Raw genomic sequence first — 19,732 nt, 5'->3', positions numbered from 1 at the left:
CAAGCGCGCAGTCTCTCGCTACCCTTGCCCCCTCATCCCGCTGCCGCGACCTTCTCCCCGGCGGGGAGAAGAAACAAGTGGCACGCGCTCACTCCACATATTCTGTCCCGTCCTATAGGCGAGACACATTCCTTGGCGATGCCGGCTCCCGAAAGAACCGGCATCGCCTGTCAACCTATCAACCCTGGTCGATATCCAGCGCGATGAAGCGGCTGCCGTCGTCCGTCTGGATCTGGAACAGCGCCTTGGAGCGACCGTCCTTCTTGGCCTGTTCGAGGATCTTCTCGATATCGGCGGCGGAGGCAACCTGCTGGTTGTTGACGGAGGTGATCTTCTCACCCGTCTTCAGGCCACGGGCAGCGGCGTCGCTGTCGGGGTCGACATCGGTGATGGCAAGGCCATTGCCGTCATCGGCGGGGGTCACCGTCAGGCCAAGGCTGGACAGTACCTTCTCGCTGGAGGACTGGCTGCCCTTGTCGTCGTTCTGGGTCGGCGTCGCCTTTGAAGCGTCGTCGCTGGCGAGATCGCCAAGCGTCACCGTGACCGACTGCGACTTGCCGCCGCGCCAGAGCGAGATTTCAACCTTGGCATTGGGAGCCATGCCGCCGATGCGGCGCGACAGGTCGCGGGCATCCTTGACCGGCTCGCCATTGACGGCGGTGATGATGTCGCCCTGCTTGATGCCGGCCTTGTCGCCCGGCGAGCCGGCCTGCGGCGAAACGACGAGCGCACCGCTGGCTTCGGAAAGGCCGAGCGATTCGGCGATATCCTTGCTGACCGGCTGGATCTGCACGCCGAGCCAGCCGCGTTCAACCTTGCCGTCCTTCTGCAGGTCGGCAATCACGTCCTTGGCAACCGATGCGGGGATAGCGAAGGCGATACCGACATTGCCGCCCGAGGGCGAGAAGATGGCGGTGTTGATGCCGACGACTTCACCGTTGAGGTTGAAGGCGGGGCCACCCGAGTTACCACGGTTCACGGCCGCGTCGATCTGCAGGTAATCGTCATATGGGCCGGAGCCGATATCGCGGCCACGGGCGGAAATGATGCCCGATGTCACCGTGCCGCCGAGACCGAAGGGGTTGCCGACGGCGACGACCCAGTCACCGACGCGGATCTTGGTGTCATCAGCGAATTTCACATAGGTGAACTTGCGGTTCACATCGACCTTCAGCAGCGCGAGATCGGTGCGCGGATCGCGACCGACGAGCTTGGCGTCGAGTTCGGTGCCGTCATTCATCACGATCGTATAGGCGGAACCGTCATCGACCACGTGATTGTTGGTGACGACATAACCGTCCTCGGAGATGAAGAAACCGGAGCCCTGGGCGACCGGGCGCAGCGGACCCTTGCCGTCCCGGTGGCGGTTCGGGCCACGCTCGGAACGGTCCTGGTTGGGGCCGCCAAATTCCTTGAAGAAGCGCTTCAGCGGATGGTCATCCGGCAGCTGGTCGAGACCACGGCCGCCGAAATTGAAGGAGAAGTTGCTGGAATCATCGGAAGCGGGCTGCACGTTCGACTGGACGCGAACGGAAACGACGGCGGGCGAAACCGCATCGACCACATTGGCGAAGCTCGGAACCTGCGGCGCATTCACTTCGACGGGGGCGGCAAAGGAATGGACAATCGGCGCGGCGATACCGGTCGAAAGCATCAGAGCGGCAAGACCGCCGACGGTCGTGGCCTTCAGGGCCGTCTTCAGCGGGAAACGTCCGTTTTGCGAGTGAGACATGGGTACCTTCTTTCTTCATTCAACTGGAGCCCGTTTGACCGGGGGAGAAGCGGTGGATGATGAAGATATAGGAGGCAACACCTTACGGCGAAGTGTCTGACGAATGAAAAATCCGTAATGTTGAAAAAGAACCGGGGACGGAAATGGAAACCTGTTATTTTTCAATGAGATTGCGAATTCTGTCTTCTTCGTCCGCACTCAGTTTCTGCGGCCGCTCCTCTGTTGCGCGACGGCGCGAAAAGACGAAGACGGCGAAAATTCCCGCAAGCGTGAGGCCGATCGGCGCCCCCCACAAAAGCACGGTGCGCAGGCTGAGGCGCGGTTTCAGCAGCACGAATTCACCGTAACGCGATACGACATAGTCGATGACGGCATTGTCGCTATCGCCCTGAACCAGCCGTTCACGCACCAGCACGCGCAGATCACGCGCCAGTTCTGCATTGCTGTCATCGATCGACTGGTTCTGGCAGACCATGCAGCGCAGTTGCGAGGTGAGGTTCCGGGCGCGCTGCTCCAGCACGGGGTCTTTCAGCACCTCGTCCGGATTGAAGGCGAAGGCCGGAGAGGCTGCAGCGAAGATGAGGGTGAGAAAAAGAGCCAGCCTTACCACTCTCTCCCTCATTCCGCCGCCTCCGGCATTGCAGCCCGTACAGGCTTCGCCTTGCGGTTCGGCGCACCCACCCGCAACCGCCTGTCGGAGAGCGAGATGAAACCGCCCGCCATCATGAACAGCGTGCCGCCCCAGATGCACAGGATGAAGGGTTTCCACCAGATGCGCACCACCATGCCGCCATCGTCCATGGGGTCACCCAGCGAGACGTAAAGCTGGCTGAGGCCGAAGGTCAGGATGCCGGCTTCCGTCGTCGGCATGCGGCGCGCGGTATAGAGCCGTTTGGACGACCAGACATCGGCCACCTCCACGCCCGCCTTGCGGATGGTGAAATGGCCGCGATCCTCGGTGAAGTTCGGGCCGACGGCATGGCGGATCCCATCGAAGGTGAGGCTGTAGCCGCCCGCCTCCGCCACCATGCCCTGTTTCATTTCCAGCACCGTTTCGGTCTCGAAGGTGGTGACGATGACGATGCCGAGCACGGTGATGCCAAGCCCCATATGCGCCAGCGCGGTGCCGAAGGCCGAGCGCGGCAGGCCCTTCAGGCGACGGAACGCGATGCCGAAGGCCAGCTTGCCGAAATTGGCGCGATACCAGAGATCGGCCAACGCGCCGAGGATCAGCCAGAAACCGGCCGCGATGCCGAGCGCCGCCAGCACCGGACCGCCATTTTCCACGTACCAGAGCGTTAGCCCGGCAAGGGCAGCGATGGCCGCCGCCACATAAAGCCGCTGGAAGGCGCCCAGAAGATCGCCGCGTTTCCAGGCCAGCATCGGGCCAAAGGGCGTGACGATCAGGATCGGGATCATCAGCAGGCCGAAGGTGAGATTGAAGAACGGCGCGCCGACCGAAATCTTTTCGCCCGTCAGGGTCTCGAGAATGAGCGGGTACAGCGTGCCGATCAGAACGGTCGCGGTCGAGACGGTCAGGATCAGATTGTTGAGGACGAGCGCACCCTCGCGCGAGATTGGTGCGAACAGGCCGCCAGCTTTCAGCGAAGGCGCCCGCCATGCAAACAGCGCGAAGGCTCCGCCGATGAAGATCGTGAGAATGCCGAGAATGAAGATGCCGCGGCTCGGATCGGTGGCGAAGGCATGGACCGAGGTCAAAACGCCGGAGCGGACGAGGAAGGTGCCGAGCAGCGACAGGGAAAAGGTCATGATCGCCAGAAGCACGGTCCAGATTTTCAGCGCCTCGCGCTTTTCCATGACGAGCGCCGAATGCAGGAGCGCGGTTCCGGCAAGCCAGGGCATGAAGGAGGCGTTTTCCACCGGATCCCAGAACCACCAGCCGCCCCAGCCGAGTTCGTAATAGGCCCAGTAGGAACCCATGGAGATGCCGGCGGTCAGGAAGGTCCAGGCGGCAAGCGTCCATGGCCTGACCCAGCGCGCCCAGGCCGCATCGATGCGCCCTTCCAGAAGGGCTGCGACAGCGAAGGAGAAGCAGACGGAAAAGCCGACATAACCGAGATAAAGCAGCGGCGGATGGATCGCGAGACCGAAATCCTGAAGGATCGGGTTCAGGTCCTGCCCCTCGGCCGGCACCGGCTCCAGACGCAGGAACGGATTGGAGGTCAAGAGGATGAACAGCAGGAAGGCGGCGGAAATCCAGGCCTGCACGGAAAGCACATTGGCTTTCAGCGTTTCCGGCAGGTTGCGGCCAAAGACGGCAACGAGTGCGCTGAAAAACACCAGAATGAGCAACCATAACAGCATCGAGCCTTCGTGGTTGCCCCACACACCCGTCAGCTTGTAGAGCGTCGGCATCAGCGAATGGGAATTTTCCCAGACGTTGCGAACGGAAAAATCCGAAACGGCATAGGCCCTGGTCAATGCCGCGAAGGACAGAGCCACCAGCAGAAACATCACGATGGAGCCGAGCGAGGCGACATCCATCAGCGCCCGGTCGTTGCGGCGCGCGCCTATCACCGGCAGGGTCGAGACAATCAGCCCTACAGCGAGCGCCAGAACCAGAACATAGTGGCCGATCTCGTTGATCATTTCGTCGCTCCGGTCTTGTCGGCCGAAGCCCCCTCAGTCGCAGCGCCCGAAGGCTGTCCGCCCTCTTCCGTGTGCTGCCATAGGCCCTTGTCCTTCAGCCGGTCGGCCACTTCCTTCGGCATGTAGTTCTCATCATGCTTGGCCAGCACGCTGTCGGCCACGAAGCCGTGGGTGGCGGCATCAAAAACGCCTTCCGTCACCACGCCCTGCCCTTCGCGGAAGAGATCGGGCAGGATGCCGGTATAGCTGACCGGCACGTTCGCTTCACCGTCGGTCACGGTGAAGCTCACCGTGCGGCCTTCGCCGCGCTTGACGGAGCCTTCCGCCACCAGCCCGCCAAGGCGAATGCGGGTGCCGGGATCGACCGGCGTCTTCTCCAGATCGGCCGGCATGTAGAAATAGGCAATGGACTGACCGAAGGCGAACATGACGAGCAGCACGGCTGCAACGATGAAGCTCATGCCGCCGCCGATGATCGCCAGTCGTTTCTGTTTGCGGGTCATTGCGTCACTCCCTGCGGCATCGCATTCTGCGGCGCATTCCCCCGAAGCGGTCCGGCCGAAACGCCCAGCTCCTTCGCCAGCGCCAGAAGCTGTTTACCCTCTCCACCCTCGGGCGGGAAAGCCTGCAGGCCGGCTCTCAATGCCTCACCCGCCTTCGCTTCGTTCTTCAAAACGGTATAGGCGCGCATCAGGCGCATCCATCCATCGAGATCCGCGGGATTGTCCTTCAGCTTGGCGTCAAGGCTTGCCACCATGCCCTCGATCATCGCCTGCCGGTCGGCAGGCGTCATGTCGTTTGCCGCTGCCACGTCACCTGCGGTCGGGCCGGGTGCGGCAGGGGTCGCCGCGCCACCGGTCCGGGCAAGGTGTTCGCGCACCAGCGGCAGCCATGGCGCGCCGGCCGGCGCATCGGCGGCCAGCGCGGCAAAGGCTGCACGCGCCTCTTCCGCCTTGCCCGCCTGCTCCAGCGCAAGCGCCAGGTAAAAACGGGCGCGCGGATTGCCGGACTTCAGCCGTTCGGCCTCGGCAAAAGCGTCGCGCGCGGCCTCGATGACGATGCCATCATTGCCCGCCACCAGCGTCTCGCCAAGGCCCGTCAGCCGTTCCGGGCTCGATCCCAGAATACGAATAGCGTTGCGATAGGCAAGCTCGGCATCGCCGAGCCGCATCGTCTTGAAATAGATCGGCGCGAGAATATCCCAGCCGGCGCCGTCATTCGGATTCTCCGCCAGATGTCTTTCGGCCCGGGCGATCAGCAGGTTCATGTCGTTGCCGGGTTTTTCAAGACGTGCCTCGAGCGGCATGTCCGGCGCATCCGGACTGCCGTTCCAGATGTAAAGACAGAGCCCGAGTGCCGGCAGCAGAACGGTGATGAGGGTCGCGGCGAGATTGTGCCTCAGCGGTCGGGTGCTGCTCTCAGCATTTTGTCCGGCATCGGCAGCGGCAAGCAGCCGGCGGCCGATTTCGGCGCGGGCATATTCGGCCTCCGTCTCGCCGATCAGCCCTGCGGCGCGTTCACGGTCCAGTTCGGCAAGCTGGTCGCGATAGACGGCAACTTCGCCGTCGCGGCGCGTCTCAGCCACCTCGGTCTTCCGCATCAGCGGGTACATCAGGACGATGGCGACAGCCGCCGTCAGTATCGCAACGACAATCCAGAACATAAGGCTCAATTACTCGAATGCGCGGCACATGGAAACATGAAGCGCGGCAATGACGTGAATTTGAGACATCACGCCGCACCGCCGGCACATTCCGCCTGTGCCGCCATGCCTCTTCCTGTCATTGCGCGGGGTTCGCGACCTTGATTTACGTCAAAGTGATTTAGGTCAGGGGAGACCAGCTTCCATCGGCATTGCGGCAGGCCGCGCCGCGCACCCTGGTTTCGCGCCCGTCAACCGTCAGGCTGTGGGAATATTGCCGGCAATTCTGGTTGCCGACCTGATAGGGCGCATTGGCGACCACCTGACCCTTGGCGTCATCGCCGGTCCAGGATACCGGCGTGCCGACCGGGGCCGTTTCCAGCGCCTTGTATTCGGCTTCCAGCGCCTTGGTCTGGTCGCCCCTGTCGAGTTGCACGCCGCTTCGCCCGACAATGCCACCCTCAAGATTGGCAAGGAAAGGCGTCGAAGGCTGCGACGATCGGCCGAACAGGCCGCCGCCCGCCGGGCGGGTGCCCGTGGTGGTGCAGGCGCTCAGCATCGAAACGCACAGGATAGAGAGAAGTGCCGGGCGTGACACCAGCGAACGCATCGTCACGGAGCGACAGCCATCATACACGTCAACCAAACCCTGTCCTCTTCCTACCGCATCGCACCTAATATGCTACCATTGAATTTCTTGCTTTTTTTCTTGCCTCACGCAAGCTCTTTCGAGAGGCCCGGCAAAATCAGATCGGCTTTCAGCCCACCGATGCCGCTGCGCGACAGCGAAAAGCGGCCATGGTACTCTGACACCACCTCGGAAACGATGGAAAGTCCCAGTCCGGTGCCCGGTCGGCTCTCATCCAGCCTTCGTCCGCGCTTCATCGCTTCGCTGATCTGTTCCGGCTCAAGCCCCGGCCCGTCATCCTCCACCGTCAGTTCCACCCAGGAACGACGGGCGATTTCCGCATCGGAGGACGGGTGGGTGCCGGTCGCAAGCGTGACGACCACGCGCGTCTGGGCAAAACGGGCGGCATTTTCCAGAAGATTGCCGACGACCTCTTCCAGATCCTGCTGCTCCATGCCGAGGACGGCGCCGGGCTGTTCGAAATTCAGCACGAACTGCTTGTCGGGGTTCAGGCGGCGCATCACGCGCACCAGCCGTTCCAGCGCCGGTTCCGCTTCCACGCGAGCGAGGATCGAGCCGCGCTGGGCGGCGATGCGGGCGCGGGAAAGATAGGATTGCACCTGCGCCTGCATGGCGTCGGCCTGCGCCCGCACCAGATCGCCATGCTGCGGCTCCAGCGTGCGGGCCTCGTTCAGAAGAACGGCGATCGGCGTTTTCAGCGAATGCGCGAGATTGCCGACCTGCATGCGGGCGCGCTCCACCAGCCGGCGATTGCTGTCGATCAGCGCGTTCACCTCATTGGCGAGCGGCTGGATTTCGCGCGGGAATTCGCCTTCGAGGCTTTCTGCCTCGCCGCCCCGGATCTTGCCGAGCGCGACGCGGGCCTGATCGAGCGGCCGCAGACTGTAGAGAATGGCAAGGCCGTTAACGACCAGACTGCCGACGCCGAAGACAGCGAGCGCCAGATAAAGGCTGTTGGAGAAATCGCGCACATCGTCTTCGACGACGTTCAGATTGCCGGAAACACGGAAACGCGCCGCCCGGCCCTCACCGTCCAGCACGACTTCCGTTTCCGCCACGCGCACCTTGTTGCCCGCCTCGTCGGTAACGGCATAAAAGCGCTCGTATCTGTTGTCGAAGGGGGCGTCGAGAATGCTCGGCACCGGCAGCGTTGACACGCCGAGCGAGGAAGACACCAGTGGCGCGGTCTGGAAATTGCCAAGCGGCTCCACCACCCAATACCAGCCGGTATCGGGCTGCGAAAACCGGAGATCGCCGAGCTGCGGACTGCCGGCAAGCGTGTTCTCGTTGGAAATCGTCACGGAGTTGATGACGTTATAGAGCTGCGCCCTGAGAAGATCGGTGAAGCTGCGCTCCACCCCCTGGCGGTAGAGCGTGGAGATCACCACGGCGATCACCACCAGCGCCAGCGCCGACCACAGCGAGGCGAGCAGCAGAACGCGGGCGGTGAGAGAATTACTTCGCATCTGCCGGCGCTTGCATCCGGTAACCGAGACCACGGATCGTCTCGATCAGATCAACGCCGAGCTTCTTGCGCAAACGGCCGACGAACACCTCGATCGTGTTGGAATCCCGGTCGAAATCCTGATCGTACATATGTTCTACGAGTTCCGTGCGCGAGACGACCTCGCCCATGTGATGCATGAGATAGGACAGGAGCCGGAACTCGTGCGAGGTGAGCTTCAGCGTCGTGCCGTTGACAGTCGCCTTGGAAGATTTGGTATCGAGCCGGACGGGGCCGCAGACCAGTTCGGAAGAAGCATGGCCGGCGGCGCGGCGGATGAGCGCGCGCACGCGGGCGAGAACCTCTTCGACATGGAAAGGCTTGGTCACGTAATCGTCGGCGCCGGCATCGATTCCCGCCACCTTGTCGCTCCAGCGATCGCGGGCAGTCAGGATAAGGACGGGCATGGCCTTGCCGGCCGCACGCCATTTTTCAACGACGGTGATGCCATCGAGCTGCGGCAGGCCGATATCGAGAACGATGGCGTCATAGGGCTCGGTATCGCCGAGATAATGCCCTTCCTCGCCGTCAAATGCCTGATCGACAACATAACCGGCCTCTTTCAGAGCATCGGTCAGCTGACGATTGAGATTGGCATCGTCCTCAACCACGAGAATACGCATTGTCCGCCCTTTCCTTCCGTCCCGGCCCGCGCGCGCGTCACCGGTCATGCTAAGTCTCTCGGATCGTTTTCCGATATTTCGTCGATGCGGGCAAGGCTACATCGGCACGCGCATCGTCACCTTCCGCGGGCGCTCGCCATTGCCCTGGACGAGAACGGTCACGACACAGGACTGACCGTCGCCGGAGGGATAGACTGAAAGAAGCTGGCCGCCTGTTTCGCGCACGACGCGGGCGACGGCTGCGCCGCAATCGCTGGCAGCAAGGATGTAATGGCCCTGCAAATCAGCCTCGGGCGCCGTGAAACCGGAAAGCCCGGCTGCAAGCGTCGCGATGATGAGAGGTGATGCCATTCTACAAACTTCCACAAAAAACCGGGTGCGTCTCGAACCCTATTGTGACCGAATATGTAGCGCAAAGCGTCTGAATGGCAAATGAATGCCGCCCCCGCCACGAAGGGCGATGACGGGAACGGCATCCCGGCAGGCATGCTCAGCGAATGGCGCGGGTTGCCGAAAGGCGGCCGTAAAGTGCGATCAGGCCGCCAATTCCGCCTGCCACCGTCACCGGCCCTTCCGCCAGTTCGCCCTGCAGGCCGGCAGGCAGGTCAAGGCCGGCAATGCTGAAAAGCGGTGCAAAAACCGCAATCAAAGCACCCCAGATCGTGCGCGATTGATACCATGGTTTGGTACTCTCCATAATCTCGTCCTTTTCGTTGTTTTTCAGGCACATGTCAGAGCGGGAGAATGGCCTGCGCCGCCACTCCCGAAGGCACCGCGCGGCCGAGCTGTCGGACACGCACGGAAATGTGATCCCGCAAGGTCGGGAAATCTGTGAGTTCGTCCGCCGCAGCATAGAGCCAGACGGGTTCGGAGACCTCCGCCATGCGTCTGGCGGCCCCGCCATCCAGCACCTCGAGGCGGTAACGCTCGGAAGGTTCATCCAGCGGTATCTCCGTCGCGTCCCAGCCATCGGCCTCCATCCGCCCCCGGCGCATCCATTTAAACAGAATGCCGTCCTTGCGCCGCTCTGCGGAAATATGCACCGGCGCGAGCGGTGTTTCGGCGCGCAGACCGCCCTCGAAAACGAAAGGCCCGGCAGGGGGACCCGCCCTGCCCGCGGCGTCCGCGATCCAGTTCAGGCGGCGTCCGCGCTCGCTTGCGGCAAGACCGAGCGGCTGGACCGCAGCATCCAGCGCTACGACCGGGCTACCCATGGTCGCGCCTGCCGCCAGCGCGTCTTCCGTGCCGCCAAGCCCGCGCAGCAGGGTGGAAAGTCGCCAGCGCGACGGTGCGATTTCCTCAGCCCGCGCAAAGCCGACAATCTCCCACACGCCGTTTGCGGCCCTGACGGCGATGCGATTTTCGCCGTTCAGCACCGACAGTTCAGGCGCTGAGGAAAGTTCGCCGAAGGGCAGATCGAGCAGGATGGTGTTTTTACGATCGAAACGACCGGAGGGACCGGACATCAGCGGCACGACCAGCCGGCCGATCATTGCCGGCCGGTCGAGCACAACGCGCTGCCGGTACCCTTCCATGCCGGGTGATGCGGAGACGAGGATTGGCCGCCAGGGTTTTGCAAGGACGGCAATGCGCGCCGAATCTTCCGGCGTGATGCCGTCATGGCGCGGCAGGTCGAGGAACAGCACTTCCGGGGCAAAACCTTCGGCACCGCTTTCACCGCTGCTGCGCCGCTCATCCGCAGCCCCCGTAAAGGTGGAGAAAGTCGCGGAAAAGGCGCGGGCTTCCACCTGCCGCACCGCGCCATCCTCGATCCGGCTGACCAGAAAGCGTCCCGAAGGAGCCTGCGGGAAAACATCCTGCGGAAGACGGATGCAATCACCGGGCTCCAGATCGACCTCCGTCGACGTCAGCGCAAAGCGCAATGTGCGACGCGCCTGCCGATTGTCGCGCAAGAGGGCATCGGCCGCCGCTTCCACTGTTTCGGCTGGCACGGCTGCGTTGAGGTCAAGCCGCATCACGCGGCTGCCGGCATTGTCGATGCGGCGCGAACGCCGGCTCGCCTGCTCGTAGTCGAGCGCCGGATTGAACGAGGTCAGCACCGCCTCGGCAGCGAAATCGCTGTCATGGCCGCGATTTTCCGACCACAGCGGCTCATCCTCCAGATCGGCAAGCACGGCAATATCGCGGACAGGCAGGACCGCCGAGTTGCGGGAACGGAAACGCAGGGTTCCGCCATCTTCCGCCACATCCACCTGAAACGCCGCCATCAGCGGCTCCAGCAGGTTGCGCGCCGATGTCACGTCGCCCTGCACATAACCTCCCAGATCGCCGCTGACGGCGGAAACGTCGAAGTCAAAAAAACCGTGATCGGTGAGGATGGCGGCGATGGCATCGGCGAGTGTTGCCGTGCCCAGCCTCCCGTTCAGCCAGTGGCCGGTGCGCCAGTTGCCGCCATCGCTCCAGACCGCACCATTCTGCGGAAAGGCGGGAAAGGGCCGCGCATCCCAGGTCCATAGATAGACCCTGTTTGCATCGACCATCGCCGCATCACCCTTTCCCCAGTGGTCGAGATGCGCCTCCAGGAACCGCCGCTGCTGGCTGTCAGCGCGGCTTCGGCGGGAAAAATAGGGAAAGGCGTTTTCCGCCGATTTCGGATCGGGAAAGACATTCGGACGCGTCGCACTCTTGTCCACCGCCGGGCAACCGAGTTCGGTGAACCAGATCGGCTTTGCGCCCGGCACCCATGCGGTCGGCGTCGATTTCTCCGCACCCCGCAGCCGGTCGTAATGGGCATTCAGCCACCAGTTTCGCAGATCCTTGTTACGGAAAACCCATGGCTTGCCCTTCAGCCCATCGGTAACGGGCGTGCGCCGCCGCGCGGCGCGGTCGGCATCGCTGGCATAATACCAGTCGAAACCCTCCCCCGCCGTGATGGCGCGGCGGAAGGCACCGGCATCATCCGGGCCGATCATGCCGTCAGGATTGCCGTTTGCGGCATCTTCGTCGCGCCAGTCGGAAAGCGGCATGTAATTGTCGATACCGATGGCATCGATATCCGGGCTCGCCCAGAGCGGATCGAGGTTGTAGAAGACATCGCCCGAGCCATCGGCCGGCTGGTAGCCGAAATATTCGCTCCAGTCCGCCGCATAGGTCAGCTTCGTCGCCGGTTCGAGAATTGCGCGCACGTCGCGTACCAGACGCACGAGTTCCTCGACGAAGGGAAAGGCGTCGTTCTGGTCCCTCAGCGCCGTCAGCCCGCGCAGTTCCGAGCCGATCAGGAAGGCATCCACCCCGCCCGCCCGAGCCGCCAATGCCGCATAATGCAGCACCATGCGGCGATAACCTTCGTCGCGATTGCAGAAGGCAAGAACCTCCGCCCGCGCGCCGGTGCTGCGGTCCGGAGAGTTGCGCCTGCCGGGTGCGGGAAAGCAGGTGACGCGGCCGCGCCAGCCATAGGCGTCCTGCTCATTTTTGCCATAGGGATCCGGCAGACCGTTGCCTGTGGGAACATCCATCATCATGAAGGGATAAAGGCACACCCGAAGACCCCGCGCCTTGAGGTCAGCCATGGCCTGCAACACGCTTTCGTCGCTGGGCGTGCCACCATAGGCCGGGCCGCCGCGGTGATGGCTGACGAGGTGCGCTTGCCCGCGTGCAACACCGGCAACGGACCATGGCGCGGTTTCCCCGTCACGGCCTGCAACTTCCACGCCCGGCAGAACACGGCATTCGCCCGCCCGCATGTCGGTACCGAACCAGCTTACCACCAGCGCCACGCTCCCAAGATTGGGGCAAAGCGCCTGCAACTCGTCGATTGCGGCCTGCCAGTCGGTCGCAGCCGTCAGGCCGTTGCGGTTAATGACGCGGCTCTCACCCATGCCGGTGCGTTCCGAGACCTGCGCCGTGGCGTAACCGTGTTCCGTCGCACCGGGGATGACGGTGATGGCGCGGATGGCTTTTTCCAGCCTTCCAACCGGGCGCACTACCTCGAACTGCATGAGCGGGATGCGGTTGCCATAATTGTCGAGTGGCAGGCGTTCGAACACCACATAGGCAAGGCCGCGAAAGGCCGGCGCATTGCCAGCACCCTGTTTCGCCTCAATCAGCGGATCGGGCAATTGCGTCTCGCTGCCGGAATAAAAGCGCATCTCGACGCCGGTCAGGTCCAGTTCGCGCCCATCGGCCCAGACGCGCCGCACCATGGCCGCCTCACCTTCGCATAGCCCGATGGCGAGATTGGCGAAGTATCGAAAGGTCTCCACTTTCGGGCCGCGATTACCCTTGCCGCCACGCCGTTCAACCTCGATGCTTTCCTCAAACCGCGTCGCCCATATAAGCGTGCCGCCGATCCTCGCCGTGCCGTAGAGCCGGTTGATGGCTGCGCCCTCATCCGCACCGGGAATGCGCGCCGTTGAAAGCCTTGCGCCCGATACCGTCCGCCCGTTCGAAAGCAGGGCGCGGTCGACGGCATTGCCGGCCAGCGCGCCGGCGGCACGGCCGATGATGGCGCCGACCGGGCCGAAAATGCCGCCGAGTGCTGCGCCCGCCGCCTGAAAGAGAATGGTCGCCATGGTCGCCTCGGAAAATATCAGGGATCGGGAAAACGGAAGATGCCGGCAATGCGCCGCTTCCAACCGGGCACCAGTGCAGAACGAAGCACCGCCGCCTGTTCATAGGCATGGATGAAATGCTGAGGCCCTGCGAGAATGCCGAGATGTTTCGCCGCCGCTTCAGTCCGCCAGCGGAACAGCAGCAGGTCTCCCGGCAGCGCCTCCTCCATACCGCTTACCGCCAGGAAATATCGCTGCGCGGCATCCATCAGCCGGTCCCCGCCACCGCGTTCGGCCCAGTCAGGCGCGTAGGGCGGCGGCAGTTCCGGTTCCTCGCCGTAAAGCGAGCGCCAGATACCCCTGACGAGGCCGAGACAATCGCAACCGACGCCCTGCAAAGACGCCTGATGCCGGTAAGGCGTGCCGATCCAGCCTTGTGCCAGCGCCAGTACTGTTTCTCCGGTCTTCGTCATGGAAACAACGCCTTGCCATCGTGGGTCTCACCGCCGCGGGCGTAGGAATAGGCAAAATCAGCCCCCGGCAGATGCGGGAAGCCGCGAAAATTCAGGTGATTGGCAAATTTCGCCTTGCAGGTCGCGAAGCTCTTGTCGCAGCCGGCCGTGACTGAAAAAACATCCCCCGGCGACGGCGCCCGTTCCGGGGCCAGCCAGAAGGACAGGTGCGTGCCGCCATCGCGCTTGTCATGCCCGTCGAGATCGAAACTCCTGCCCGTGAGCCCGCCGGTTACAAACCGCAGCTTTCCACGGCTGAAGAAACCTTCGGCGAAAGCGTCAAGCCCGGCCGCCAGCAGATTACCGGCCACATCCACGCCCGTAACGCTGCCGCTGCCGGTGAACCGCGCAAGATCGACGCCGCATCGCCGGTCACCCAGTGCAGCATCGCAGCGGCGGCCATAGACCCTGCCCTGCGGCTGGGACAGACGATGGGCGATGCTGCGCAGCTCAGCGCGAAATGCGCTGCCCGCCCGCGTCACCTCGCCGATTTCGCGCATGTTGAGCAGCATATGCTGTTCCGGCGCCTGCCAGTTGACGAGGAAAAGCGCCACCTTCGCCCCATCAAAACGCCCGGCAGCCAGATCAACTTCGGAAATCGCCTCGCTGGAGAAACCGCCGGTCACTTCGCCTGCACTCGCGCCCAGCCCGGTTTCGCTATCACTATCGCTGGCCTGGAAGCCGCTTTCGGCCAGATAGGTCACACCGGCGAAGGAAAGGGCCTCGTCATGGTCGGTAAAGCCGATCACCATGCCATCCTTCAACATCACCTTCCAGCAATGGCATGTGGTCGTCGCATCTCCCCCGAGATGCTCGGCAAGGGCTAAAGGAACGATCTTCATGGCAGGGTTTCCATCAGCGGAATGGAGGGAATGCGGCCCGCCTCGAAGGCGGTCAGGTTCACATCGATACGGTCGATCGCAAACCGCACCGGCACATCGAATTCGAAGCCCGCGCGGATTACGTCACCGGCGGACGGCACCCGCCCGGGGCTGAACGTCACCATGCCGCTCGCATGATCGACCGAAAAATCCGACGGCAAGACCCTCACACCCTCGACCGAGACGGAGACCGAAGCCTCGACCGGTTTCTCCACCCGCCGGGTGAAGGAACCGCCGGCATCGGCATAGGTCTTCACCAGCTGAAAACGCGCCATCATCCCGTCGCCGGTGCCGATCTTCTGGTCGGTCGCTGCAGGCGCCTCGCCCGGCGGGCAGGATTTGAAGTCCACCGGATCGCGAAACCTGAAACCGTAAAGCTCGCCGCAACGCGCCTCAAAAAAGGAGAGCACCTCGTAAAGATCGGCAACGGAGCGAATGCCGGATCCGGCGTCATAGGCGCGCCTGGCATTCTTCCAGCGCTGATTGCGGTTTTCCCGGCCGCTGGAAAGGTTGACGATATCGGTTCGCCTCACCGGCCCGCCGCTCACGCCAAGCGCAAGCCTCAGCGGAAACCGCACTTCATGAAATGCCGCCATCTTGTTGTTCCACGAATCTTTTTACTGTGTTGGCGAAATCGAGGCGCCCGCTCGCAAGAGGAGTGCCGCGCGTCACAATCCGCGCTGGCCCCGCCCGACGCTGCGGGCAAGCATGGCGGCGATCTGGCCTTCGGTTTTCTTGAAGCTCGCCGCATCGGTCGCCGTCACGTTGAAAACGATCTGCGCACCACCGCCCCCTGCCGGCGCGGCGACACCGAGAGCGCCATCCGAGCCACGCTTCAGCGGCAGTATCGCCTCCGCCCCCGCCTCGCCCATCAGGCCAAGCCCGCCGCCCATCGGGAAAAAAGCGGGGCTGGAAACCACGCCGCCATCCGCAAAAGGCGTGATGCTGCGCCCCGGCACGCCACCATCGGCAAAGGCGAACAACGAACCGCCACCATTCAAAAGCCCGCTGACGGCATTGCCGATCATGGTCTCAAACGGCTTCAGCCCGGCGGAAAGCGCCATGCCGGAGAGACGTTCCCCAAGCCCGCGCAGCACCTCGTCCAGCCCCTTGCCACCCGTCGTCGCTGACTGCATGGCGGACGCAAGAGCCGCACCGAACCTCTCGGATCGCCGCTCGAGATCGCCCATCACGTCCAGAAGGGCTTCCGCCTCCTCGCGGCTTTCCGCAATCGATCCTTCGCCTGCCATTGCGCTTGCCTTTCTGATTCAAAACAGAGCCATATATTTTTGAATTGCCTGGTCGTTTCCATGATGCAAAACACAGCTCACCCATCCGGAAAAAGCCGCATCATCGTCTCCATCGACTGACGGTCGACCGTGCGGAAAAGAGCGCGTGTGCCACCCGTCATGGCGAAAAACTCCCTCGGCGTCAGCCGCCAGAAGGTGTCGGAAGAGAGCCGCAGCAGGCAGAAGCCGGTGTGGATTACCGCCTCCCAGGGAAACGGACGCATTGTCGCGTCGCCTGCCCCGCCTGCTGCGGCGCTCAAGGGTCCGGCAACGTCTCTCCCCTGGAACCGGCGAAGGTCGCCGTCAAAAGATCGGCGACAATCGCGGCGTGGCCGGCAATGCCGCCCTCAACGGTTGCTGCGGCCACATCCTCATCGGAAAACACATTGCCCGCACCACGCAGGCCCGCACCAATCACCCGGATGATGTCGGCGGCCTTCATGCGCCCGCCTGCAAAACGTTCGGCAAGCGCGGTGAGATCATCAGCCTGAAAGGCGGTTTCGAGTTCGGCGAGAGCGCCGAGCGTCAGGCAGAGAATACGCCTTTCGCCGTCAATCAGCGCCTCGATCTCGCCGCGATGGCGGTTCGCCCGCCCGTAACGCATTCCCTGCGGCATCAGAGCGCTCCAAATGTGAGGAGACCGGCCGATTCCAGCGCGATCTCGAATTGCACCTCGCCATCGTGACGGCCGGAATATTCAAGCGCGACGATCTGGAGCGGCCCGGTGATGGTGCCGAAATCGGGAATGATGACTTGCCAGCCCGGAATGGTGCCGGCAAAAAACGCGCCGCGCACCAGCGCATCGCTCGCCAGGTCCTTGAAGATGCCGGACGCCGTCAGCGACGCCCGCTGCACGCCTGCGCCGGCCAGAAGCTCGCGCCAGCGTCCAGCGCTTTCACCGTCGGTTATGTCGACGGCCTGCGCGTTGAAGGCCAGCCGCTTGGTTCTGAGCCCCGCCACGGTCACATAGGAACCGGCATTGTTGATCTTCAGCAGCAGGTCCTTGCCCTTCTGCGCCACCATGATGTTCTTCCTCTCGTGTCGGCCAGGGCCGTTTCAGTTGATGTCGTCTCGTTTGATGTTGCCGGCTAGCAATAGGCCTGCTACCAAAAGCTCTCCCGCATCTCGCACCCCCGATTTTCATCATGTCCGACACCGCCCCCTCCACGTCTCGCGTGCGCCTTATCGGCGTGCTTGCGGTCGGGCAGATCATCAGCTGGGGCAGCGGGTTCGACATGCTGGCCGTGCTTGGGCCACGGATCGGACAGGAGCTGGCCATCGCGAATGAGGTGGTTTTCGCCGGCCTCACCGTCATGATGACGATCAGCGCGCTATGTGGTCCGTATCTCGGAAAAACGCTCGTGCGCCATGGCGCAGCGCCCGTGCTTGTGGCTGGTTCGTTGCTGTTTGCCGCCGGTTTTACCCTGCTCGCCTTTGCAGGCGGCGTGATAAGCTATGCCATCGGCTGGGCCGTGATAGGTCTTGCCGCTGCCTGCGGTCTGACGACAGCGGCCCATGCCGCGGTGGTGGAACGTGTCGGCGCGGAAAGCGGCCGGTTGCTGACGCTTCTGATGCTGTTTACCGGGCTTTCTGCGGCGGTTTTCCTGCCGCTCACCGCGCTTGCGGCCGAGCACTTCGGCTGGCGCGGCACCCTCATCGCTTATGCCTGTCTGCAACTCTTCGTTCTTCTGCCTCTTTATGTCTTCGTCCTTCCTGGCCGCCCGGCTCGTAAAACCGCAAAGTCAGGCGAAGCGGCCGCGATTGCACCATCGCCAGTCGATACGAAACGCGCCTTTCTGCTGCTGGCCGCCATGACGACGATCAGCGCTTTCACGACCTTCGGCCTGTCGCCGCTGCTGCCCCTTTTGCTGGTGCAGGCGGGCGCCACGCAATCGCTTGCCGTGCAGCTGGCGGCGGCGCGCAGCGTGCTTGCGATTACGGCGCGCGGACTGGATTTCCTGCTTGGAAAACACGGCAATCCTTTCGTCACAGCCATGATCGGCTTCTGTCTTCTGCTACTCTCGCTCCTGCTGCTGCTCGCTTTTGCCCCGGCCGTGCCCGCTTTCATCGCCTTCATCGTGTTCTTCGGCTTCGGTGCGGGCGTTCTCACGGTCAGCCGGGCGGTGTTGCCGCTGGCGGTGTTTTCACCGGAGGAATATGGCCTTCAGGCCGCGCGCATCTCGCTGCCGCAAAACCTTGCCATTGCCGTTGCACCCGTCGTCTTCACGATGGCGCTGGACCGTGGCGGGGTATCGGCCATGCTGACCATCGCTTCCGTGTTGATCGGCATTTCATTTCTGCTGCTGATCGTCCTGTGGAAAGCCGTGCGCAGGTAGGGCTCCTGAAACGACACTATTCCGTCACCGCCCTGAAACGCATTTCCGCAAGGAAATTCCGCGTCTTCGGCTCCCGCCGCGAGCGGCTGCAAAGGAATTGCAGACTGACGAGCGAGACGCCGGCAAGCGGAAGGGGTGCATCGTCGAGCAGGGTTTTCACCCGCTCGGCAATCTGGCCCGCGCGCCTGCGGCCGTTGGCGTCGCTCCAGATTTCCAGCGCCAGGAAATGTTCCTCGGCCTTTTCCGTCGCCGTCGAATAGTCGCGGCTTTCAAGGTTTCCGATAATGATTGAGGGCAACAGCCCGCGCGGCAGAAGCCGGTCCGCAATACCGCCGGGAACAAGCCCGACAAGCGTGGCGTCACCGACAAGCCGTGCGAAAATCGCCTGCAGAAGCAGGTTCGCTGTACTCACGGGCTTTCCTCCTCGCAACGGCAGACGATGAAGCGGCCGGTTTCGTCCGGGTCCATCACGGTGCGGATCGCCAGAATGCGCCGACCCTTGCGAAAGCGCATGCCGGCGACAATGTCGCTGCGATGGCTCAGCCAGACACGATGGGTGATCGTAACGCCCTCGACCGAAGCGCGTTCATGGGATGCATCCGACACCGGTTCGATCGCGGCCCAGAGCGAGCGCAGGACATTCCAGCGTTCTACAGCGCCGCCCTGCCCGTCCGACGTCTCGCTGCGCCCTTCCAGTTCCAGCCGCGCCGTCAGCTTGCCCGGGTCGAGAAAAACGAGGTTCATGACGAAAGACCCATACGGCAGAAAGGTGATACCAGCCGCTCGTAACCGGCGGGAACGCCTGCCGGCTGGTTTTCCAGGGCGACCGCTCCCCGAAAGGCGAACATCTGGGCCACATGCAGGAGCATGGCGCGTTTCAGCGTGTCGGGCACATCCGTTCCTGTCTCGCCATAACCGGCAATGAAATCGATCTCGATGCCGTTCATCGCGCGTCCAGGGATCGGCCGATCGCGCAGCCACAGCCTTGCGGGCCGCGCCTCGCCGTCAAGCAATTTGTCATTGGCGGTGATGTCGGCGGCGCGTCCGTCACCATCAAAAACCAGAATCGTTTCGATGGCTTGCACCGGTCCCTTGCCAATCGGAATCACATTGCCCGGCGGCCATCGATCGAGATAAAGCCGCCATGTCTGACGCAGGAGGCAAAGGCCGGTCGTGCGTTCCAGATGCTCGCGGGCGGTGCGGATCAGTGCCGTGAGCAGCACGTCCTCGTCACCGCTGTCGAGACGCAGATGCGCCTTGACCTCGGCAAGCGTCAGCGGCTCCGCCTGCGGCGGATGAATGAGGGCATAGGTCATGGGGTCTCCGTAGAAGAAGGCTATCGCTTGGGTGGGTGAGCAGTTGCCGCTTGTTTCTTCTCCCCGCCGGGGAGAAGTCCGCGGCAGCGGGATGAGGGGGCGACGGCAGAGATATGCGGAGAGCTTG

General features: G+C 63.2%; 22 protein-coding genes. 1 reads left to right on the top strand and 21 read right to left on the bottom strand.

What is annotated here, in order from left to right; translation table 11 throughout:
• Positions 1-178: 178 nt before the first annotated feature.
• From AGR13A_RS04600 to AGR13A_RS04515, 18 genes are all read right to left on the bottom strand, one after another.
• The gene (locus tag AGR13A_RS04600; RefSeq protein ID WP_035218199.1) at positions 179-1,732 is read right to left on the bottom strand and encodes a Do family serine endopeptidase; all 1,554 of its coding nucleotides are present in this window, start codon (positions 1,730-1,732) and stop codon (positions 179-181) included.
• Positions 1,733-1,886: 154 nt separating this feature from the next.
• Positions 1,887-2,354: a cytochrome c-type biogenesis protein gene (locus AGR13A_RS04595; RefSeq protein ID WP_080833926.1), complete on the bottom strand. Its 468-nt coding sequence runs from the start codon at positions 2,352-2,354 to the stop codon at positions 1,887-1,889.
• Positions 2,351-4,342: a heme lyase CcmF/NrfE family subunit gene (locus tag AGR13A_RS04590; RefSeq protein ID WP_080833924.1), complete on the bottom strand. Its 1,992-nt coding sequence runs from the start codon at positions 4,340-4,342 to the stop codon at positions 2,351-2,353. Before AGR13A_RS04590 ends, AGR13A_RS04595 begins: the two co-directional genes overlap by 4 nt.
• On the bottom strand, positions 4,339-4,845 hold the full coding sequence (gene ccmE / locus AGR13A_RS04585) for a cytochrome c maturation protein CcmE (RefSeq protein ID WP_035218206.1): 507 nt from the start codon (positions 4,843-4,845) through the stop codon (positions 4,339-4,341). Before ccmE ends, AGR13A_RS04590 begins: the two co-directional genes overlap by 4 nt.
• Complete coding sequence (gene ccmI / locus AGR13A_RS04580; RefSeq protein WP_167377405.1) at positions 4,842-6,005, bottom strand: c-type cytochrome biogenesis protein CcmI; 1,164 nt, start codon at positions 6,003-6,005, stop codon at positions 4,842-4,844. Before ccmI ends, ccmE begins: the two co-directional genes overlap by 4 nt.
• A gap of 160 nt (positions 6,006-6,165) precedes the next feature.
• On the bottom strand, positions 6,166-6,594 hold the full coding sequence (locus tag AGR13A_RS04575; RefSeq protein WP_080836539.1) for a hypothetical protein: 429 nt from the start codon (positions 6,592-6,594) through the stop codon (positions 6,166-6,168).
• Between the two features lie 104 nt (positions 6,595-6,698).
• On the bottom strand, positions 6,699-8,099 hold the full coding sequence (locus AGR13A_RS04570; RefSeq protein ID WP_080833921.1) for a sensor histidine kinase: 1,401 nt from the start codon (positions 8,097-8,099) through the stop codon (positions 6,699-6,701).
• Complete coding sequence (locus AGR13A_RS04565; RefSeq protein ID WP_003509815.1) at positions 8,089-8,760, bottom strand: response regulator transcription factor; 672 nt, start codon at positions 8,758-8,760, stop codon at positions 8,089-8,091. The genes AGR13A_RS04570 and AGR13A_RS04565 overlap by 11 nt, the downstream gene beginning before the upstream one ends.
• A 96-nt stretch (positions 8,761-8,856) precedes the next feature.
• Positions 8,857-9,111, bottom strand: a complete 255-nt coding sequence (locus tag AGR13A_RS04560) for a hypothetical protein (protein ID WP_003497070.1) — start codon at positions 9,109-9,111, stop codon at positions 8,857-8,859.
• 139 nt (positions 9,112-9,250) lie between these two features.
• Entirely contained in the window at positions 9,251-9,457 is a 207-nt protein-coding gene (locus AGR13A_RS04555; RefSeq protein ID WP_167377404.1) for a hypothetical protein, read from the bottom strand.
• Positions 9,458-9,491: 34 nt separating this feature from the next.
• Complete coding sequence (locus tag AGR13A_RS04550) at positions 9,492-13,292, bottom strand: baseplate multidomain protein megatron (RefSeq protein ID WP_080833919.1); 3,801 nt, start codon at positions 13,290-13,292, stop codon at positions 9,492-9,494.
• A 17-nt stretch (positions 13,293-13,309) separates the two neighbouring features.
• Positions 13,310-13,744: a C40 family peptidase gene (locus tag AGR13A_RS04545; RefSeq protein ID WP_080833917.1), complete on the bottom strand. Its 435-nt coding sequence runs from the start codon at positions 13,742-13,744 to the stop codon at positions 13,310-13,312.
• Positions 13,741-14,625 carry a DUF2163 domain-containing protein gene (locus AGR13A_RS04540; protein ID WP_080833915.1) on the bottom strand — a complete coding sequence of 295 codons (885 nt, stop codon included), beginning with the start codon at positions 14,623-14,625 and terminating at the stop codon, positions 13,741-13,743. Before AGR13A_RS04540 ends, AGR13A_RS04545 begins: the two co-directional genes overlap by 4 nt.
• Positions 14,622-15,260, bottom strand: coding sequence for a TIGR02217 family protein (locus tag AGR13A_RS04535; RefSeq protein WP_080833912.1), 639 nt, complete (start codon positions 15,258-15,260; stop codon positions 14,622-14,624). The genes AGR13A_RS04540 and AGR13A_RS04535 overlap by 4 nt, the downstream gene beginning before the upstream one ends.
• Before the next feature lie 72 nt (positions 15,261-15,332).
• On the bottom strand, positions 15,333-15,914 hold the full coding sequence (locus tag AGR13A_RS04530; RefSeq protein ID WP_080833910.1) for a phage tail tape measure protein: 582 nt from the start codon (positions 15,912-15,914) through the stop codon (positions 15,333-15,335).
• 77 nt (positions 15,915-15,991) lie between these two features.
• Positions 15,992-16,177: a rcc01693 family protein gene (locus AGR13A_RS04525; RefSeq protein ID WP_374701806.1), complete on the bottom strand. Its 186-nt coding sequence runs from the start codon at positions 16,175-16,177 to the stop codon at positions 15,992-15,994.
• A 32-nt stretch (positions 16,178-16,209) separates the two neighbouring features.
• Positions 16,210-16,569, bottom strand: coding sequence for a gene transfer agent family protein (locus tag AGR13A_RS04520; protein ID WP_080833906.1), 360 nt, complete (start codon positions 16,567-16,569; stop codon positions 16,210-16,212).
• Positions 16,569-16,976: a phage major tail protein, TP901-1 family gene (locus AGR13A_RS04515; protein ID WP_035218237.1), complete on the bottom strand. Its 408-nt coding sequence runs from the start codon at positions 16,974-16,976 to the stop codon at positions 16,569-16,571. Before AGR13A_RS04515 ends, AGR13A_RS04520 begins: the two co-directional genes overlap by 1 nt.
• Before the next feature lie 122 nt (positions 16,977-17,098).
• Between AGR13A_RS04515 and AGR13A_RS04510 the strand changes: the two genes are divergently transcribed.
• Entirely contained in the window at positions 17,099-18,289 is a 1,191-nt protein-coding gene (locus tag AGR13A_RS04510) for an MFS transporter (protein ID WP_167377403.1), read from the top strand.
• Between the two features lie 16 nt (positions 18,290-18,305).
• Here the strand turns inward: AGR13A_RS04510 and AGR13A_RS04505 are convergent, their stop codons facing one another.
• Genes AGR13A_RS04505 through AGR13A_RS04495 form a run of 3 tightly spaced genes read right to left on the bottom strand, consistent with a single transcriptional unit; the run spans position 18,306 to position 19,605 of the window.
• On the bottom strand, positions 18,306-18,701 hold the full coding sequence (locus AGR13A_RS04505) for a DUF3168 domain-containing protein (RefSeq protein WP_080833904.1): 396 nt from the start codon (positions 18,699-18,701) through the stop codon (positions 18,306-18,308).
• Positions 18,698-19,033 carry a phage head closure protein gene (locus tag AGR13A_RS04500; protein ID WP_080833902.1) on the bottom strand — a complete coding sequence of 112 codons (336 nt, stop codon included), beginning with the start codon at positions 19,031-19,033 and terminating at the stop codon, positions 18,698-18,700. Before AGR13A_RS04500 ends, AGR13A_RS04505 begins: the two co-directional genes overlap by 4 nt.
• Positions 19,030-19,605, bottom strand: coding sequence for a head-tail connector protein (locus tag AGR13A_RS04495; protein ID WP_080833900.1), 576 nt, complete (start codon positions 19,603-19,605; stop codon positions 19,030-19,032). The genes AGR13A_RS04500 and AGR13A_RS04495 overlap by 4 nt, the downstream gene beginning before the upstream one ends.
• Positions 19,606-19,732 lie beyond the last annotated feature (127 nt).

The organism is Agrobacterium genomosp. 13 str. CFBP 6927, assembly GCA_900012615.1.
Lineage (GTDB): Bacteria > Pseudomonadota > Alphaproteobacteria > Rhizobiales > Rhizobiaceae > Agrobacterium.
The sequence above is the reverse complement of the archived record's forward strand: the minus strand, read 5'-3'. Positions and strand labels throughout refer to the sequence as shown.

Bases quoted from the DNA above. Each gene is read 5' to 3' on its own strand.
- AGR13A_RS04575 (WP_080836539.1), bottom strand. From the start codon at position 6,594: ATGCGTTCGCTGGTGTCACGCCCGGCACTTCTCTCTATCCTGTGCGTT.
- AGR13A_RS04540 (WP_080833915.1), bottom strand. From the start codon at position 14,625: ATGAAGATCGTTCCTTTAGCCCTTGCCGAGCATCTCGGGGGAGATGCG.
- AGR13A_RS04570 (WP_080833921.1), bottom strand. From the start codon at position 8,099: ATGCGAAGTAATTCTCTCACCGCCCGCGTTCTGCTGCTCGCCTCGCTG.
- AGR13A_RS04525 (WP_374701806.1), bottom strand. From the start codon at position 16,177: ATGCGTCCGTTTCCCTGGGAGGCGGTAATCCACACCGGCTTCTGCCTG.
- AGR13A_RS04545 (WP_080833917.1), bottom strand. From the start codon at position 13,744: ATGACGAAGACCGGAGAAACAGTACTGGCGCTGGCACAAGGCTGGATC.
- AGR13A_RS04590 (WP_080833924.1), bottom strand. From the start codon at position 4,342: ATGATCAACGAGATCGGCCACTATGTTCTGGTTCTGGCGCTCGCTGTA.
- AGR13A_RS04535 (WP_080833912.1), bottom strand. From the start codon at position 15,260: ATGGCGGCATTTCATGAAGTGCGGTTTCCGCTGAGGCTTGCGCTTGGC.
- ccmI (WP_167377405.1), bottom strand. From the start codon at position 6,005: ATGTTCTGGATTGTCGTTGCGATACTGACGGCGGCTGTCGCCATCGTC.
- AGR13A_RS04530 (WP_080833910.1), bottom strand. From the start codon at position 15,914: ATGGCAGGCGAAGGATCGATTGCGGAAAGCCGCGAGGAGGCGGAAGCC.
- AGR13A_RS04600 (WP_035218199.1), bottom strand. From the start codon at position 1,732: ATGTCTCACTCGCAAAACGGACGTTTCCCGCTGAAGACGGCCCTGAAG.
- AGR13A_RS04560 (WP_003497070.1), bottom strand. From the start codon at position 9,111: ATGGCATCACCTCTCATCATCGCGACGCTTGCAGCCGGGCTTTCCGGT.
- AGR13A_RS04595 (WP_080833926.1), bottom strand. From the start codon at position 2,354: ATGAGGGAGAGAGTGGTAAGGCTGGCTCTTTTTCTCACCCTCATCTTC.
- AGR13A_RS04500 (WP_080833902.1), bottom strand. From the start codon at position 19,033: ATGAACCTCGTTTTTCTCGACCCGGGCAAGCTGACGGCGCGGCTGGAA.
- AGR13A_RS04565 (WP_003509815.1), bottom strand. From the start codon at position 8,760: ATGCGTATTCTCGTGGTTGAGGACGATGCCAATCTCAATCGTCAGCTG.
- AGR13A_RS04515 (WP_035218237.1), bottom strand. From the start codon at position 16,976: ATGGTGGCGCAGAAGGGCAAGGACCTGCTGCTGAAGATCAACAATGCC.
- AGR13A_RS04520 (WP_080833906.1), bottom strand. From the start codon at position 16,569: ATGCCGCAGGGAATGCGTTACGGGCGGGCGAACCGCCATCGCGGCGAG.
- AGR13A_RS04510 (WP_167377403.1), top strand. From the start codon at position 17,099: ATGTCCGACACCGCCCCCTCCACGTCTCGCGTGCGCCTTATCGGCGTG.
- ccmE (WP_035218206.1), bottom strand. From the start codon at position 4,845: ATGACCCGCAAACAGAAACGACTGGCGATCATCGGCGGCGGCATGAGC.
- AGR13A_RS04550 (WP_080833919.1), bottom strand. From the start codon at position 13,292: ATGGCGACCATTCTCTTTCAGGCGGCGGGCGCAGCACTCGGCGGCATT.
- AGR13A_RS04555 (WP_167377404.1), bottom strand. From the start codon at position 9,457: ATGGAGAGTACCAAACCATGGTATCAATCGCGCACGATCTGGGGTGCT.
- AGR13A_RS04495 (WP_080833900.1), bottom strand. From the start codon at position 19,605: ATGACCTATGCCCTCATTCATCCGCCGCAGGCGGAGCCGCTGACGCTT.